Origin of the sequence: Rhizobium sp. CCGE531 (assembly GCF_003627795.1) — a bacterium.
GTDB lineage: Bacteria > Pseudomonadota > Alphaproteobacteria > Rhizobiales > Rhizobiaceae > Rhizobium.
In genome coordinates this window covers 54586-70913 of the sequence record NZ_CP032688.1, presented here as the reverse complement: position 1 = coordinate 70913, position 16328 = coordinate 54586, and the positions used below count along the sequence as shown (strand labels likewise).

General features: G+C 57.7%; 12 protein-coding genes. 7 read left to right on the top strand and 5 right to left on the bottom strand.

The annotated features are described in order from the left end of the window. Positions 1–54 precede the first annotated feature (54 nt). Positions 55–2571 carry a methyl-accepting chemotaxis protein gene (locus CCGE531_RS33030; RefSeq protein ID WP_120671080.1) on the bottom strand — a complete coding sequence of 839 codons (2517 nt, stop codon included), beginning with the start codon at positions 2569–2571 and terminating at the stop codon, positions 55–57. Between the two features lie 246 nt (positions 2572–2817). Between CCGE531_RS33030 and CCGE531_RS33025 the strand changes: the two genes are divergently transcribed. From CCGE531_RS33025 to CCGE531_RS33015, 3 genes are all read left to right on the top strand, one after another. Beyond that, entirely contained in the window at positions 2818–3015 is a 198-nt protein-coding gene (locus CCGE531_RS33025; RefSeq protein WP_120671079.1) for a hypothetical protein, read from the top strand. A 25-nt stretch (positions 3016–3040) separates the two neighbouring features. Further along, on the top strand, positions 3041–5485 hold the full coding sequence (locus CCGE531_RS33020; protein ID WP_120671078.1) for a glycoside hydrolase family 3 C-terminal domain-containing protein: 2445 nt from the start codon (positions 3041–3043) through the stop codon (positions 5483–5485). 584 nt (positions 5486–6069) lie between these two features. After that, on the top strand, positions 6070–6321 hold the full coding sequence (locus CCGE531_RS33015) for a hypothetical protein (protein ID WP_120671249.1): 252 nt from the start codon (positions 6070–6072) through the stop codon (positions 6319–6321). Positions 6322–6499: 178 nt separating this feature from the next. Here CCGE531_RS33015 and CCGE531_RS33010 read toward each other — a convergent pair whose 3' ends face one another. The 3 genes from CCGE531_RS33010 to CCGE531_RS33000 form a co-directional block, all read right to left on the bottom strand. Beyond that, positions 6500–7498, bottom strand: a complete 999-nt coding sequence (locus tag CCGE531_RS33010) for an MBL fold metallo-hydrolase (RefSeq protein ID WP_120671077.1) — start codon at positions 7496–7498, stop codon at positions 6500–6502. Positions 7499–8119: 621 nt separating this feature from the next. Then, the gene (locus tag CCGE531_RS33005) at positions 8120–9895 is read right to left on the bottom strand and encodes a TRAP transporter large permease subunit (RefSeq protein WP_245459635.1); all 1776 of its coding nucleotides are present in this window, start codon (positions 9893–9895) and stop codon (positions 8120–8122) included. A gap of 99 nt (positions 9896–9994) precedes the next feature. After that, a complete protein-coding gene (locus tag CCGE531_RS33000) occupies positions 9995–11011 on the bottom strand; it encodes a TRAP transporter substrate-binding protein (RefSeq protein ID WP_120671075.1) in 1017 nt (338 codons plus the stop codon). 516 nt (positions 11012–11527) lie between these two features. Here CCGE531_RS33000 and CCGE531_RS32995 point away from each other — a divergent pair. Next, positions 11528–12376 carry an NAD(P)-dependent oxidoreductase gene (locus CCGE531_RS32995; protein ID WP_245459630.1) on the top strand — a complete coding sequence of 283 codons (849 nt, stop codon included), beginning with the start codon at positions 11528–11530 and terminating at the stop codon, positions 12374–12376. Further along, positions 12373–13221 (top strand): alpha/beta fold hydrolase, encoded by an 849-nt coding sequence (locus CCGE531_RS32990; RefSeq protein WP_120671074.1) that lies wholly within the window; start codon positions 12373–12375, stop codon positions 13219–13221. Before CCGE531_RS32995 ends, CCGE531_RS32990 begins: the two co-directional genes overlap by 4 nt. A gap of 71 nt (positions 13222–13292) precedes the next feature. Here CCGE531_RS32990 and CCGE531_RS32985 read toward each other — a convergent pair whose 3' ends face one another. Further along, on the bottom strand, positions 13293–14222 hold the full coding sequence (locus CCGE531_RS32985; protein ID WP_120671073.1) for a LysR substrate-binding domain-containing protein: 930 nt from the start codon (positions 14220–14222) through the stop codon (positions 13293–13295). Between the two features lie 231 nt (positions 14223–14453). Between CCGE531_RS32985 and CCGE531_RS32980 the strand changes: the two genes are divergently transcribed. Beyond that, a complete protein-coding gene (locus tag CCGE531_RS32980) occupies positions 14454–15305 on the top strand; it encodes a TIM barrel protein (RefSeq protein ID WP_120671072.1) in 852 nt (283 codons plus the stop codon). Positions 15306–15326: 21 nt separating this feature from the next. Further along, positions 15327–16319 (top strand): dihydroxyacetone kinase subunit DhaK, encoded by a 993-nt coding sequence (locus CCGE531_RS32975; protein ID WP_120671071.1) that lies wholly within the window; start codon positions 15327–15329, stop codon positions 16317–16319. Positions 16320–16328: the final 9 nt, after the last annotated feature.

Sequence of the window (16328 nt, the reverse complement as noted above, 5' to 3'; positions counted from 1 at the left end):
CATTTGACAGATTGTATGAAAATCTGTCAACAGAATATTGATGATAGTCTGTCGTCAGGAAACGACCGAAAGCATGTGACCCCTCGGCCTGCCGATGTTGAACTGTTCGATCTGCTGCATCAGCCGCTGGGTCTCCTGTGTGAGTTCCTGAGTGGCGGCGTGGGCTTGCTCGGCGATGGCAGCGTTTCGCTGGGTGCTGTCATCGATCTCGCCGACGGCCTGGTTCACTTCGATAAGCGAAGCCGCCTGGTCCCTGCTTGCCGCAGCGATAAGCTCAACCCTTTCGGAAATTCCGGCAACATTCGACGATATCGCAATCAGTACCCTGCCCGCCTCGTTCACCAATCGCGATCCCGAGGCGACTTCCTCGGTCGATCTTGCGATGAGTCCCTTGATTTCCTGGGCGGCTAGAGCCGACCGCTGGGCAAGTTCCCGGACTTCTTGGGCGACGACCGCGAAACCCTGCCCGGCTTCTCCTGCTCTCGCGGCCTCGACGCCGGCATTGAGTGCCAGGAGATTGGTCTGGAAAGCGATCTCGTCGATTACGCCGATGATTTGCGAAATGCGCCCGGAAGCCGCTTCTATTCGGCCCATAGCGTCGACCGCGTTCGTGACCACTGAAGCAGACGCATCCGCGGCCTGCTTGGTTTCCTTTACAAGCCGGGCTGCGGCCTGCGCCTGCTCTGTCGACGAATGCACCGTCGCGGTGAGTTGATGAACCGCAGCCGCTGTCTCCTCCAACGACGCGGCTTGACGCTCGCTGCGGCGGGAGAGATCATCGGCGCCACTGCTGAGGTTGTCTGCATTTTGCCGAATGAGCACGATGTTGCCGCGAAGTTCCGACATCGTCGCCTGCAAGCGCAGCAACGAATTGTTGAAGTCTTTTCGCAACTGTTCCAGCCGCCCGGAGAACGGTTGATCGATGGTGCTCGAAACATCACCGTTGGATAACCTCTCTAGCCCAGCGGCGAGACTGTCGACGGCGTCGCCGATCTGTTTGTCGATCTCGGCTTTCTCCGCTTCGTTGTGCCGACGTTCAGCTTCGGAAGCTGATCGTTGACGATCCGCGTCGTTCTCGATCTCAATTTTCCTTACGGCATTCTCCCTGAAGACACAGAGTGCCCGGGCCATTTCTCCGAGCTCATCAGCGCGCTCAGAACCGCCGATCTCGATGTCAAGGTCCCCTTCGGACAAACGCCGCATGTCGTCGGTCAACCGGACGACAGGTTTCTTGAAAGTCGCAATCATCCCGAAGCCAGCGAGAAGCGCGACGAGGACGCCTGCAAATATCGTGATGAGGGCAATGCCGTTCGCACGGGCCGTCTCTTCGATGGCCCTGGCACGCTGGGCGTCGGCAAACGTCGTGAGGTGGCCCCATATGGTGTTCAACTGGTCTGTCGTTTGCCTATATTGCGCACGCCTGACTTCCGAGATCTCGACGAGCTTCGCACTGTCTTGCGTCATACCCTCTACCGCCGGAGGGACCGTATTCTGGACTGCCTTGAAAAGGTCGAGATCGGAAGCGGCACTCCAGATGTCCAATATCTCCTTCTTCGTTCTGTCGAAGTTCTGGACGAGCTGCGCGCGGTTTTGTTCGGTAGGGTCGGCTATGAAGCGCGCAAGGTGTATCCTGATGAGATAGCTGGAGTCCGAAAGTCTTCGGCTGCCGTCCAAGGCGCTGCTGATCTTGGCCAAACGTTGGTCGAGACCTGCGAACTCGACGATTGCTTTCTTTGTTTGCTGGTTCGCCACCGCGTTAATCCCGACGGAGATTTCCTTGAACGCGGACATTGCGGTGTCGAGGCCTACGGCGTTGTCCGATGCGGCGCCCTGCGACAGAATTTCTGTTACGCTTTTCACCGCGCCGTCGACCGAGCTCGACAGTTTTGTAGCGTCCGACGGCAAGGAAGCCCGCAGATTTCGGGCGCTTCGACGCAACTCGCCCACTTTGCCGCGCAAATATTCGAGTTTCAGCTCGGTCGTTTCGGCGGATTGGTAGCCCGCGGCAAAATCTAAAAAGAAGGTTGCATAGCCTGTCACCCTGTCGGCATCGCGCAACATCGATTTGGCGGCGCCCTCGGACTGCTCGCCGGACTTCCTCAACTCGTCAGCTAGCCTGAGCATTTCATCCTGCGACCAAACCAGCGATTCAGAATGATTGGCGATCGAGGTTATCAGTTGCTCTTCGCTTTCATGGATGCTCCAGAGAGAGCCAAAATTGTCCACCACGTCCCGCATGATCGCGTTTGCCGACAGGAGGCCTTCGCTTTCTCCCGTAGCTCCGGCATTCGTCACTAAAGCCTGCAGATGCGATTGCTGGGCGAGCAGGTCAGCCTTCACGCGATCGCGCCTTTCTTCCGACGCCTCGTCGAGAAACTCTCTCATCGAGGCGGAGACGTCACGGAAACCCGAGAGCACCTGCATCACCTGGCTCGAGGTTTCCAGGCGGCTTTGTAGGAGACCCGCGGCGTAGTGCCCCAAAAACCCCACCGCGCAAATGCTGATTATGAAAGGCAGTACGAAAATGATTACTTTGGTCTGTAGCCGGAAACGGGACAACAGCCTGTCCATTTTGGTCGATCCTTGTCCATAGGCGGTGAAAAAACTTCATCAATCGGGATCCGCCTCCGATGGAAGCATCGAATCATCAATGACGACACGAAAGCTGCGCGACCGAGGATTGTCTGTCAACAGATTGTCTGATAAAGCTTGCTAAGGTTCGAACTGTCTCACGAACTTGCGGAGGAATAACTCCGTTACAGAACCGGCGCTGCCGCAGCCGGCACAACTTTCACTGCTGACATCGATCAAACCGCGATGTCCTTGTTTCAGTGGAAAGCGGTGATCGCATCTCGGCTATGTGAAGGCCGCGAACATGTCGTCGTCGTCGCGACGGCGGGACGCGACGCCTTGGTGAACAAGCGGGCCGTCCTTTTCATGGATGGACGGCTCCATGGCGCCGAGATCACCAGCTTCCCCAATATGCATCTCGAGATGCCGATCTGGGAAAGGTAAGTGTTGAGATTGAGGAGCAGAGAAGATGACTGATACAAAAGCATTGCTCGATAATATGACTTTGGCCGAGCAGGTCTCGCTACTTTCCGGCGATACGTTCTGGTCTTTACCGCCCATCGACCGCCTAGGGGTAGGAAGATTGCGCTTGACCGACGGCCCCAACGGCGCCCGCGGGGCGGGGTCTTTTGTCGGAGGTGTGACTGCAGCGGCTTTCCCGGTGGGCATCGCCATCGGAGCGAGTTGGAATCCGGACCTAGCCAAGGAAATCGGCAGTGCCATAGGTGACGAGGTTCTTTCAAAAGGTGCCCACGTCTCGTTAGCCCCCACCGTTAACATCCAGCGCAGCGTCACAAACGGCCGCAACTTTGAGTGCTTCTCTGAGGATCCGATACTGACGGCGGAACTTGCCGTCGGCTATATCGAAGGTCTGCAGTCCAAGAAAGTCGGTGCCACGATAAAACATTTCGTCGGCAACGAGTCCGAGATTGAACGTACAACCATCTCTTCAGATATCGATGAACGCACTCTGCGCGAAGTCTACTTGATACCCTTTGAGGTGGCGGTGAAGCGGGCAAAGGTCTGGGCCGTGATGTCTTCGTATAACAGACTAAACGGTACTTACACGGCGGAAAGCCATTGGCTGTTGAAAGAGGTTCTGCGCGGTGACTGGGGTTTTAACGGCGTGATGATGTCGGACTGGTTCGGCTCGCGTTCGACCGCACCCACCGTGAATGCGGGGCTGGATCTGGAGATGCCTGGCCCGACCCGCGACCGCGGCCCCAAGCTACTGGCCGCGGTCGAAGGCGGCGAGGTAAGTGCCGAGACGATCCGCGCCTGTGTGCACAATATCCTGACGTTGATGGAACGCACCGGTGCAATCAACGATCATCGCGAGTTTAAGGAGTACGCCATTAATCGGCCGGAACATAGGGCGCTCATCAGGCGGGCGGGAGCGGAAAGCGCAGTTCTACTGCAGAATGACGGGATTCTGCCATTGGCTCAGCAAGGTACGGTCGCCATCATCGGCCCCAATGCCAAGATCGCGCAGGTTATGGGAGGCGGCTCGGCACAGTTGAACCCTCACTATGTCGTCAGTCCGTGGCAGGGGCTGGTGGACGCGCTGGGTGAGGAATACCTGTTCTACGCTCAGGGTTGCAGCAATTATCGGTTTCAGCCGCTGATCGAAAACCCGACAACCTTCGAATTTTTCCAAGGAAGGGAACTTGCTGGCGAGCCGGTGAAGGTTGTCGAGGAACCGTCGAGCCTTGGTGTTTGGTTGCCCCCCGTGGCCGAGGGCACGGTCGATCCGCATCGCTTTTCGGCCCGGATGCGCACCACTTTCAGGGCGTCAGAAGCGGGCGTCTATCGCGTCGGGCTGACCTCGGCTGGGCTTGGCCGGGTCTATGTGGACGGCAAGCTTGTGGTGGACGCCTGGGCTTCCTGGACACGCGGTACCACATTCTTTGAAGAAGGCTGCGAAGAGGTCGCGGGTGACATCACGCTCGAAGCCGGCCGTACATACGAGGTCGTCGCCGAGTACGCCCGGCACGATCACGTCAACCTCTATATCGCCGCAATTCGGGTAGGAATAGGCAGGTTTTCGGCCGAAGCGGAGATTGCCGAGGCAGCAGCCGTCGCCGCAAACGCTGATCATGCGGTAGTCTTCGTGGGCAGAACGGGCGACTGGGATACCGAGGGTTCCGATCTCAGCGGCATTGCACTTCCTGGTCTGCAGAACCAGCTTGTTGAGGCGGTAATTGCGGCCAATCCGAACACGATTGTCGTACTACAAACCGGTGGACCGGTGGAAATGCCCTGGCTTTCCGGTGCTCGTGCAGTATTGCAATGCTGGTATCCCGGACAGGAGGCTGGCAACGCGATCGCCGATGTGCTCCTCGGCAAGGCCGAGCCCTCGGGCCGACTGGCACAGACCTTCCCCGTGCGCTGGGGTGACAATCCCACACATACCGAGGATGACGCGGTCTATCCAGGCAAGGATGGCCATGTGCGATATGACGAAGGTGTGTTCGTCGGTTATCGGCACTACGATCGCCACGGCATTAAGCCGCTGTTCCCCTTCGGTCATGGTCTCGGTTATTCAAGCTTTGCGATGTCGGACCTGACGGTAGGGCTACCGGATGCTGCCGGCGCGGTGACAGTGACACTGGGGTTAACCAACATCGGCGAGCGTCCGGGTTCGGCAGTGGTGCAAATCTATGTCGGGGATGTTGAAGCATCTGTACCCAGACCGGTGAAAGAACTGAAAGCCTTCTCGAAAATCGCCCTGGAACCCGGTGAGAAAAGAAAAATGAGTTTCGTTCTCGACGCCCGAACATTTGCCTTCTTCGACACGACCGAGCGGCGCTGGCGGGTAGAGGCGGGAGAATTTGCAGTAATGGCTGGGTTCTCGGCTACTGACATCCGTTTGAGTGGAACTGTCACGCAAAAGAACGCTGTCTTGCCGCTCTGATTGTGCGGGGAATAAATGATTGCGTTGGTGGTTGAGTCCCCGAGCGCGGTGGCGGTGAAGCTCGGTGAGTGAGTGAAAGAATGGCTCAAGACGGGCGATATTGTCATCGACAGGAAGGATGCGGCGAAGATGGCGTCGGAAGCGTTGGCGGACACGTTCGCGACAGCGTCGGTCCTACGCTTTTTTTGATGCGTTTCGCAGTCTTTCGAACGGAGCTCACGCTTGTCGCGAGATCGGAATCGCCAATCGTATCGAGCCGAGCTGCCACATTCTCGTGCAGTTCGGCTCGACCGATCTCCTTCAGGACATTTGTATCGAGCAGAAGTTTCAGCTTAGTCATCCCGCGCGCTAAGATCGGGAGCACCGATCAACCCGAGCGATATCGGGTCCACCGATGCGAAGATTGCGGGCAGCAAAGTTGGATCTCGATGGCCCAACTCTGATCATTCCTGGCAATGCGAAATCTTGTTTTCGGACGCGAAGCCACGGACAGACGCCGTCGCCCTGTGCGGAAACTTGAGCTTGAAGCCCTTTCCAGGTATTTGTCGGTCGAGAGCGCAAAATTACAGGCACAGGATGCGGCGATGCTGAAAACCGACATCCGCCAATCAAATTGGCGCCGTGCTAATCCAGCGAAATATGATGCTCATCTTGCTGTGCAGCGAGCCGTAAAGGCAGGCGAGCTGGAAAAGCAAACATGTGAGGTCTGCGGGATTGAAATGGTCGACGCCCATCATGATCAATACGACGACCCTTTGAAGGTGCGCTGGCTATGCCGACGGCATCACACAAGGCTTCACCACTACGGCGAGGATATGTTTCCAAATGGTCTTTAGGTGCGGTCCGCCGATCGCTCATGATTCAGTTGCCGTTCCCGCGCGACTTCCTGTCCAATAATGCGATGGAATCGCAGGCCCTGCTTGTCGCCTGCAACTACGCCATGTGATGTTTCCTTCGACCGCCTTCCCGATGGAATTGGCGCGAAGGCATTGCCCTCGCGCCCTTCTCTACCACTCAGTCCAACAGGCTAAGATGTAGTGGCTCAGGAAAATACTCGAAACCGTCTCCCGCTATGCCAACGTGCCCGTAGCCCGGCCATGGGAAGTGGTAGGACATGAAGGGAATTCTATTGGAGGCCAACATTTTTAAAATACGCACACGGGATTGAGCCGATAGTCTGGGATCGGTATCGAAGGCAAATTCCATCAAAGGCTTTACGAACAGAAGCACCGGATGATGGGTGAGATCGCCGCCATAGCACATTGTTTTGCCTGCCGATTCTATCATAAAGCAGCTATGGCCGAGTGTGTGTCCAGGAGCGCTAATGGCATGAATACCCGGAAGGAACTCTTGTTCGTCCTTGAAAAAAACCATGCGGTCCCGCACGGGTTTAAGGTTGTGGATCGCTGCTTTAACAAGACCGTTGAGATCGCCTCCAAGTTTTTTCTCGTCGGTCCAGAAATCGTAGTCGGTTTGGCTGATGTACACCTGGGCGTTTGGAAACGTTGGTTCCCCGTCGTCGCCCCAGATTCCGCCGACGTGGTCCCAATGAGCATGCGAACAGACGACAGCATCAATATCTTCCAGCGCAATATTCGCGGCGGCCAAGCAAGACTTGAGACGGCCAGTCGTCGGGCCAAATTGCTTGAGCGATCCCATCCCCGTGTCGAACAAAATCAGCTTGCCACCGATGTTCACGACAGGTGCGTTCTGAGCGAGAATGACCTCATCCGTGGGCAAGAAGCCGTGGGTCAGCATGGATCTTATCTCGTCGGCAGGAACGCCGAGAAAGCTTTGTGTCGGGTCGCCGAGCGGAAGTGGGCCGTCTGAAACGACGGTTACCTGGGCGTCCCCAATGGGAAATCGATAAAAATCCGGAGCTTGTGCGCCGGAAACGGGGCTTGCCTCAGCGGGAGCCGCTATACTGTTCGCACCCAAAACGGCTCCACTCAAAGCAACTCCTCCTGCCAATAGTAAGTTGCGGCGGTCGATCTCGAAACGTGCATTTCTCATTTCACTCCTCCCCAGTTGCAAAAGTGCGTTTGCGGTGCGAGCGCAATGCACCGCGCTTGTCTTGCGACGGATTTCGGCTTTGACTGCATCGGAAACGTATCAAGTAGCAGTTGTAGGACAATTGAATTGCATGTCCGTTTCTATGAGCATCGCTCAACAAATGATCTCGATCGGACATGCTGTGCATAAACCGAATCAATAGGTTAGGAGGGGCGGCGCTGCCTCGGCCATCCGATCCCGTTAGCGTTCGGCGAGTTCGGAAGAACTCTTGGCTTATTGACCGCGGCTCGCGGCTCGCATCCGAATGTCGGCAAGAATATCACCCGTCTCCTTGCCTGCCTGATCGTCATGTGAGTGGCTCGGCGTCAGGTTGCCAACGGGCGTTCAGCCGTCCGAGGGTCTTACCTCTGCTCGCGAAGACGCGCAGGGCTACTTGAAGAAGCGCCACACCGCGCGAACGTCACGTTCTTCCAATGGACGCACTTTCCATTGCGCTGGACATGTTTCGGAGCTGGCACCATGCTTCGCAAGCTCGTTGCCAGCCAGCATTCGTCCTTAAATCAGCGAGATGGTGGCGCAACGAAGTGGCCGACATATCTGTCGGCCGCCTACGGTCACACCTCACAGGAAACCGATCGAGATCCAGGGCACCGCCGCGACGATCGCAAGCCCGAGAAGCAGGGCGATCATGTACCCCCACAGCGGCTTTATGCCTTCCACCGGGTTCACACGGCCGATTGCACAGGCGGCATAATAACCGACGCCGAACGGCGGGAGAAACAGGCCCACTCCCATGGCCAGAATGACCACGATCGAATAGTGCACGTCGTGGATCCCCAATCCCTTGGCGATCGGAAATACCAGGGGTGCGAACAGAACCACCGCGGGAATACCTTCCAGCACGCTACCGAGCACAATGAACGCGACAATCGACACGATCATAAAGATCGGCGCTCCTCCGGGAAGACCCGCCATTGTCTGAACCAAACCACGCGAAAAACCCGATTGAGTCAGGCACCAAGCCACAGCCGTTGCCGCCGCGATGATGAAAAGGATGGCTCCGGACAAGACCGCCGTTTCCACCAGCATCGGACCTACCCGCTTCCAGTCGAACCGGCGGTAAATGAGGAGGCCTGCCAGCAGCGAGTAGGCAATGCCGATTGTCGAGACTTCCGTGGCGGTAGCAACACCTTCGACAACCGCTGTACGGATGATAAAAGGCAGGGCCAAAGCCGGAAGCGCAATCAGGAATGTGCGGAAGATCTCCCTGGCTGGCGGCTTGCGAAAACCCGACATGTCCTCGTTGCGATAGCGCCACCAGACGACAACGCAAAGCATTAATCCGCAGACGAATGCCGGCAAAAGACCGCCTATGAACAGGGCCGAAATCGATACGCTCGTGACCGATCCGATGGTGATCAATACCAGGCTCGGCGGGATCGTCTCCGTCTGCGCACCCGTAGCCGCAAGCAGGGCCACGAGATCGCCGGGCTTTGATCCTCTCGCCTTCATCTCCGGGAACAGTGCCGGGGCGACGGCAGCCATGTCGGCGGTCTTCGAACCCGATATCCCCGATACCAGGTACATTGCCGCTACGAGGACGTAACACAGGCCGCCTCTGACATGTCCGAGCAAGGACGCCAGGAAGTTCAGCATCGCTTTTGCCATGCCCGTAACCTCCATCAGCATACCCAGCAGCACGAACAGTGGGACCGCCAGCAGGAGAAGATGCGACATTCCCTCATCAAGCCGACCCGCGATTACGCTTATCGGACGGCTCGTACCCAGAGCCACATAACTGATGGCAGCGAGAGCGAACACGAACGCGATTGGTACGCCGCTCAGCACACCCAGTGCGATGAAGACTACGAAGAAAAGCACGAGGTTCCAGTTGCCCATCGCCATGATCAACGGTTTCGCCGCAATCGCCAACCCTATCAAGCATGCGGCTACAAGGACCCCGACCAGGAAATCGCTCAGCCTGATGCGCTGGAGAGCGTTGGTCACGCCAAGGATAAGCATCAGCCCAAGTCCGATCGGAAGACCAAACGAACGCCATGCGACCGAAACTTCCATTGCGGGAGTGACGACCGGAACTTCATGAAGAGCGTAGGTCGTGGCCTCGGGCAGAAGAAGCACGGAGACCGAAAGGCAAAAGACAAGTGCAGCCACCTCCAGCCTTGCCCTTACGACAGGCGGCATCGCGTCCGCGATAACGCCCATCCTCATATGCTGTCCGCGGTGAAAAGCGAGGACCGCGCCCGCAATCGAAAGCCAGAGGAACAACATGGAAGCGAGCTCGTCCGACCAGATGAGCGGCTTGCCCCAGGCATAGCGGGCGAAGACGCCCGCCGACAGCACGAGTACCTCGACGACAACAAGTGCTGCCGCGATCATTTCAATCAGGCGCACGACGCCCGTTTCAGCTTTCGCCAGGACTGGCCATGTGCCGACCACTGGGGGGCTGACATTTTCAGAAGTAGCCATGTTAACGCCTCAGATCAATTTGCCCGAGGTAGACTCCAGCAACGCCCATGCTTCCTCGCCAAAACGCCCCTTCCAATCGGAGTAGAACGACGAAGCTTGCAGCGTCGCGCGAAACTTGGATACATCAACGTCGATAAATTCAAGACCCTTGCTCGTCAGCTCTGCCTGGAGTTCGGAATTCAGCTTTTCGACATCGGCGCGTTGCACGAGGGCCGAGCGATTGATCTCGGTGACGACAATGTCACGCAAGTCCTCAGGCAGCACCTCGAAGTTGTCCCGATTGGCGAGGATCCAGAAGCCGTCCCACATATGGTTGGTCCGGGAGAGATACTTTTGAACCTCGTACATCTTGGCAAAGTAAATGCCAGCGAGCGGGTTTTCGAGACCGTCCGCGACGTGGGTCTGAAGCGCGGAATATGTTTCGCCCCATGGAATCGACGTCGGCGCGGCACCGAGAGACTTGAAGAGCGATGTCCAGAGCGGCGCAGGAGGGACGCGGATCTTGAAGCCCTTGAGGTCCTCGGGCGACTTGATCGGTTTGCCGATCGAGGTCGTCTGCCGGAAGCCGTTGTCCCACATCTTCTCGAAGGCGATCAGGTTGACCTTCTCAAAAGCCGTCCGGATGCTCCGGCCGAGCTCGCCATCCACCGACTTCCAGACCTGCGCGTAGTCGGGATAGGCAAATCCTACGCCGGTGATGGCCGCCGGCGGGACGAGTGTGGCTGCGATGAGGCCTGTCTGCGCAAGAAGGTCCAAGCCACCCGATCGAAGCTGGCTTAGCATATCAGCATCCGTGCCGAGCTGGCTCGCGGGAAACACCTGAATGCTGACCCGGCCGTCGGTTTGCTCGCTAATCTTGTTGGAAGCCTCGGTCATGCGGGTGTTGAGCGGATGGTCAACGGGCATGATGTTGGCAAATTTAAACGAAAACTCAGGCGCGCTCGCGAGCATGATGCGCGGCGCTGCAAGCGTGGCGCCCATAGCCACGGAACTCATAATAAGCGTGCGTCGATTCATTGTGATCATTGGTTCCTCCTCTAACCGTGTTGATCTATGTCGATGTTTTTGGGAATTTGCTGTGCAGGCGCTCTCCTCGTAAGCGTCCCTCAGCACTCGCAGGTCGCTGACCTTTGATTGGTGTCCCTTGAAAGCTGGAAGCCTCCCAGTGTGCGGCTGCACGTAAAATAGGCGCTTGCGCCAAACGTCCGCAAATGAATTGCCACGGGACATTGGTGAACTGAGCTCAGGGAAGTTCGGCGAGATGCGGGAGGATGACGAAGGTTTCCGGGTGCAGGCGTCAGGCAACATGAATCCAGGTCACATGTTCACCGAACAAACTCTTTTGATGCGGAGGAAGCGACCATGGTAACCGCTTCGCATGCGAGTACGGCACCCGCCTATGGAATGTGCCGGCCTATGACGTGCCAGTATCTCGGAGGAGACCCGGAAGTGCACAAAGCTTTAGAAACAAAGCCAAGCCCGGCACGAGGACCGGGAAAACCGACAATCGGTTTTATCGGTCTCGGCTCCATGGGATTGCCCATGGCGTCGCATCTCCTGAAAAGCGGCTTCAGGGTCAAGGGGTTTGACATCTCGGAGAATGCTCTAAGAAGCTTCGCTGACAGTGGCGGGACCGCCTATCCAGACGCTACGGAAGCCGCCAGCGAGACTGACGTCTTGATGTTGATGGTGGTCAACATCGACCAAGCGCACCAAGCCCTCTTCGAACGGGGCGCCCTGGCAAATTCAACCAGGGCCAGCGTCGTAGTCCTGATGTCAACATGCCCTCCCGGCGAGGTTGAACAGCTCGCCGAGGCGGTTACTGCTCGCGGTCACCGGTTTCTGGATGCGCCTGTTTCCGGCGGCGTCGCCGGAGCGCGCGACGCGTCGCTTTCCATCATGGTGGCTGGCGACAGGCAAACCTATGAAATGAGCCGCGATCTTTTCGACGTGCTCGGCTCCAAGATCTATTATCTCGGAGAGCGGCCTGGCCAGGCATCGGTTGCCAAGGCGGTCAACCAGCTGCTGTGCGGCGTGCACTTGGCGGCGGCGGCTGAGGCGCTATCGCTCGCCGAAAGGGCTGGTCTTGACACCTCAACGGTACTCGAGATCGTGTCCGGCTCGGCGGCTGCCAGCTGGATGCTCAACGATCGTGGCCAGCGTATGCTTCTGGAGGACCCTGAGGTAACGAGCGCCGTCGACATCTTTGTGAAAGATCTCGGTATCGTGCTTGCCGCTGGCTCCTCTGCCAAGGCCGCCCTGCCACTCGCCTCCGTTGCGCATCAGTTCTTCCTTGCCGCGTCCGGGCAGGGGTCAGGCTCGGCAGATGACAGTCAGGTCATTCGTGCGTATCGGGGTATGACCGCCGGTCAGAAGGAGGCAAAGAAATGAGTCCCGAAATCAAAAGCAATTACGCGCGCCTGTCCAGCATCACCATGCACTACCTGACCGCAGGATCCGGCGAGTCGCTGGTTCTCCTTCACGGGGTGCCGCAGAGTTCGCACGAATGGCGGCACGTGATCCCCTTCCTCGCCGACAAGTACGCGATCATTGCGCCGGACCTGCGGGGCCTCGGCGACACTTCCCGGCCCGTCGATGGTTATGACAAGAAAACTGTTGCCGCAGACGTGTGGGAGCTTCTTTCTGAACATCTGAAGATCGATCGCTTCAATCTTGTGGGACACGACTGGGGCGGCCCGGTGGCGTTTGCCCTGGCCGCGCAGCACCGGGAGGCTGTTAGCAAGCTCGCGATCCTGGACGTTACCATTCCTGGCGATGGAGCGGACATGTCGCAAGGCGGCCGGCGTTGGCACCACCCCTTCTTCAGGACGCCGGATTTGCCCGAAGCGATGTTCGGCGGTCGCGAGCATATCTATCTGGAATGGTTGTTTGACAATTATGGGAGCCGTCCAAACGTTCTGTCTCAGGAAGATAAGAACGAGTACTTCCGTACCTACCTGAAACCCGGCGGCTTGCGCACACTTCTCGCCTATTATCGCGGGTTTCCAACCGACGTCAAAGACAACGAGTTATTCCTCGAGAGGGATGGCAAGATCGAAATGCCGGTCCTTGCCCTGGGCGGAGACAGTGGTTTTGGCCGCGGCATGGAGACGATGGAATCAATGCAGCGCGTGGCAAGTGACGTTCGAGGCGGAGTGATCCCGGGCTCCGGTCACTGGATTGCGGAAGAAGCTCCCGAATTCATAGCGAGCGAACTCCGGAAATTCTTCGGCTAAACGACTGCCTGAAGTCGATGATGCGCGTTTGATCCACCATTCGCGCATCATCGAACATAAGTCGTCACAACTCACCTCCCGCCGACGTCGATTTCACTCCCAGAAGCCGCGTCGGCAGCCAGGGTCTCTTCGATCCATTGTCTGAACAGAGCGATCTTTGGCGTTCTCGCCCTGGACCGTAAGTACACGAGACTATGGCAATTGATGCTGGGGCCTTCCAGGCCAAAAGGCGCAACGAGCCTTCCGCTTTTAAGATCTTGCCGGACGAGTATGCGGCTTTCCAGGCAAACGCCGAGTCCATCTGCGGCCGCGTTGATGGACATGAAAGATCTATCGAAACGTAGTCCTCTGGCGATGTTGAGCGTAACGCCGTGGTCGTCCGCCCAATCCTGCCAGCGATAGAGGTTCACTTCGGAGTGAATGAGCGGAAATCTAGTGAGATCCCGCGGTGAGCGTAGTCCGTTTGCGCCCTCGACCAAAGAAGGGGCGCACAGGACCATGATTGGCTCCGGCGGGAAGGGCTCGACGGCGATGCCAACTTCTACCGGCTGCGTTCCGTAGCGAATGTCTATATCGACGTTACCGGTCCTCAGCTCGGCCGGGTCACCCGAGGCGTGCAGTCGAAGATCGATCTCCGGATAGCGGGCGCTGAACCGCGCCAGGCGAGGCATGAGCCACTGCGAAGCGAGACTGACAACCGAATGGATATTCAGGATGTCACTTTTGCCCTTCTTCGTGAAATTGCGCGTGGCGCTCTCGATCCTTCGAAACGAGGTGCTGATCTCTTCGGCGTAAGCCCTACCCGCGTCGGTCAGCATGATTGAACGCCCGGAGCGATGGAATAAGGCAATTCCGAGCTCCGAATCCAGCGCGGCCATTTGATGGCTCACGGCCGAGGGGCTGATGCTCAGTTCCTCGGCGGCTTTTCCAAAAGATCCAAGACGTGCGACAGCTTCCAATACCTGTAGCGATCGCAATGAAGGAAACTCCAACGCGCTCATCACCCCTCCTCCCGTATACGCGTGCCTCGCCACCTTTCCCGCTAGAGACACTCAGTACGCTGGAGGACGCCCTTCCTCTATATTCCATGAGGAAATTTAACGCAAATGATGCAGTTGTTGAGATGGATTCATGCATTGACCGATGGAATTCGCTTGTCCGGATGAAGCGTATTCAACACTTTGCCCATCGGCGCGGCGAGCTTGCGCCGTTCTTCGCGAGGGGAGGAATGCATGGCTGAACGGGTGATCTCCGTGTCGGGAGCGCCGTACGATGGGCATAGCAGAGAGGCCGCACTGGAGAGCGCGGCAACCCTCGGATTCACACATTTCGAGCCGGCCTTTATCGTTGGATATACAGAACCCTTTGACGAGACCGCCTTCACACCTTCAGAGATGACCGGTTGGCGCAGCGCGCTTAAGTCTTCGGGGCTCTCATGCCACGCTATGTCGTCGCATATCGACCTTGGTTTCGAAGATTCGGTCGAAGTGTTTACGGGCCGCATGGCATTCGCCGCGGCGATTGGAGCCCAGGTTATTGCGACCAACGCCGCCGCCCGACAAAGAGAGGCGGCATTCCGTCGCAACGTCGAGATCATACTGAGAAGAGCGGAAGCCTTCAATATCGTCGTTGGCCTGGAGAACCCAGGAGACGGCAGCGATAGCCTGATCAACACCGCGCGGGACGGTATTTCCCTTGTTGAGGAATTCGGTTCGCCCTTTTTGAGGTTAAATTACGACGCCGCAAATACGGCGTCACATCGACCGGACATGGACGATCTCGCAGGTGATGGGATCCTGGCGCTGCTGGGATCGGCGCACGCCCATATCAAGGATGTCCGCGAAACCGATGAAGGCTGGTATTTTTGCGATATCGGGGACGGCAAGGTCGGCTGCGAACGCCTCCTGGCTGCGATTGCAAAGGTCGATGGCTTCCCCGTCAGTATCGAACTCCCCTTGAGACTGCATCGAAATCGGCGGGCGCAGCCGCTTCGCCGCCAAGATCCCGTGCCGCTGTCAACGATCGAGGACTCGCTCGCTCGGTCGCTCAAGGTCGTCCGGCGAGCGCTCAACGACAATCAATGACCGTGTCTGGAGGAGGACGCAGTGCAACGCTTTGTAAATAACCGCGACGAGGTCGTGGAAGATACCGTCAAGGGCTTTGTGAAGGCACACCGAGACATCGTGCGCCTTGCCGAAAACCCACGCGTGGTTACGGCGATCGACCGGCCCGCGCAAGGAAAAGTAGGTGTCGTGACTGGAGGTGGCTCCGGACACGAGCCTGCCTTCATTGGCTATACGGGCCGCAACATGCTCGATGCAGTCGCCGTCGGCGAGCTATTTTCGTCGCCAACGGCCAAGAGCTTTAATGATGCCATACGCGAAGCCAATGGTGGAAAAGGGGTCGTTGTCCTTTACGGAAATTATGCCGGAGACAACATGAACGTGAAGATCGCGATGAAGCTCGCCGCAAAGGACGGCATCGAGGTTGCCACGGTCGTCGCAAACGACGACGTATGCTCCGCCCCCGCCGAGGAGCAGGCGAAGCGCCGAGGCGTTGCCGGAGAGATCTTCATGTGGAAGGTCGGCGGAGCGAAAGCGTCGATGGGCGCCAGCCTATCCGAGGTTCGTGACGCAGCGCAGAAGGCCATCGACAATTGCCGCTCGGTCGGTGTCGGATTGGGACCGTGCACTCTTCCGGCGGTCGGACACCCGAACTTCCAGATCGAGCCTGGCACCATTGAAGTCGGTATCGGCCATCACGGCGAGCCGGGCGTGCGAGTAGAAGCGCTCAAGAGCGCATCCGAGGTCGCCAAGGATATGTGCCAGATCGTGCTTGATGACCATGATCTCGCCTCGGGGACGGAAGTGGCCGTACTGGTATCTGGCCTTGGCGCAACGCCGCTGAACGAACTTTACATTCTCTTCGACACAGTCGAGGAGGAGATTTCCGGCCGCGGCCTCAGGATACACAAAGCGTATGTTGGTAATTACTTCACGTCTCTTGAGATGGTCGGAGCGACTTTGACGGTCATGGCGCTCGATGACGAACTCAAGGCGCTGCTGGACGTCGAGGTCCGCTGCGCGACAGCACTATAAGGAGGGAAC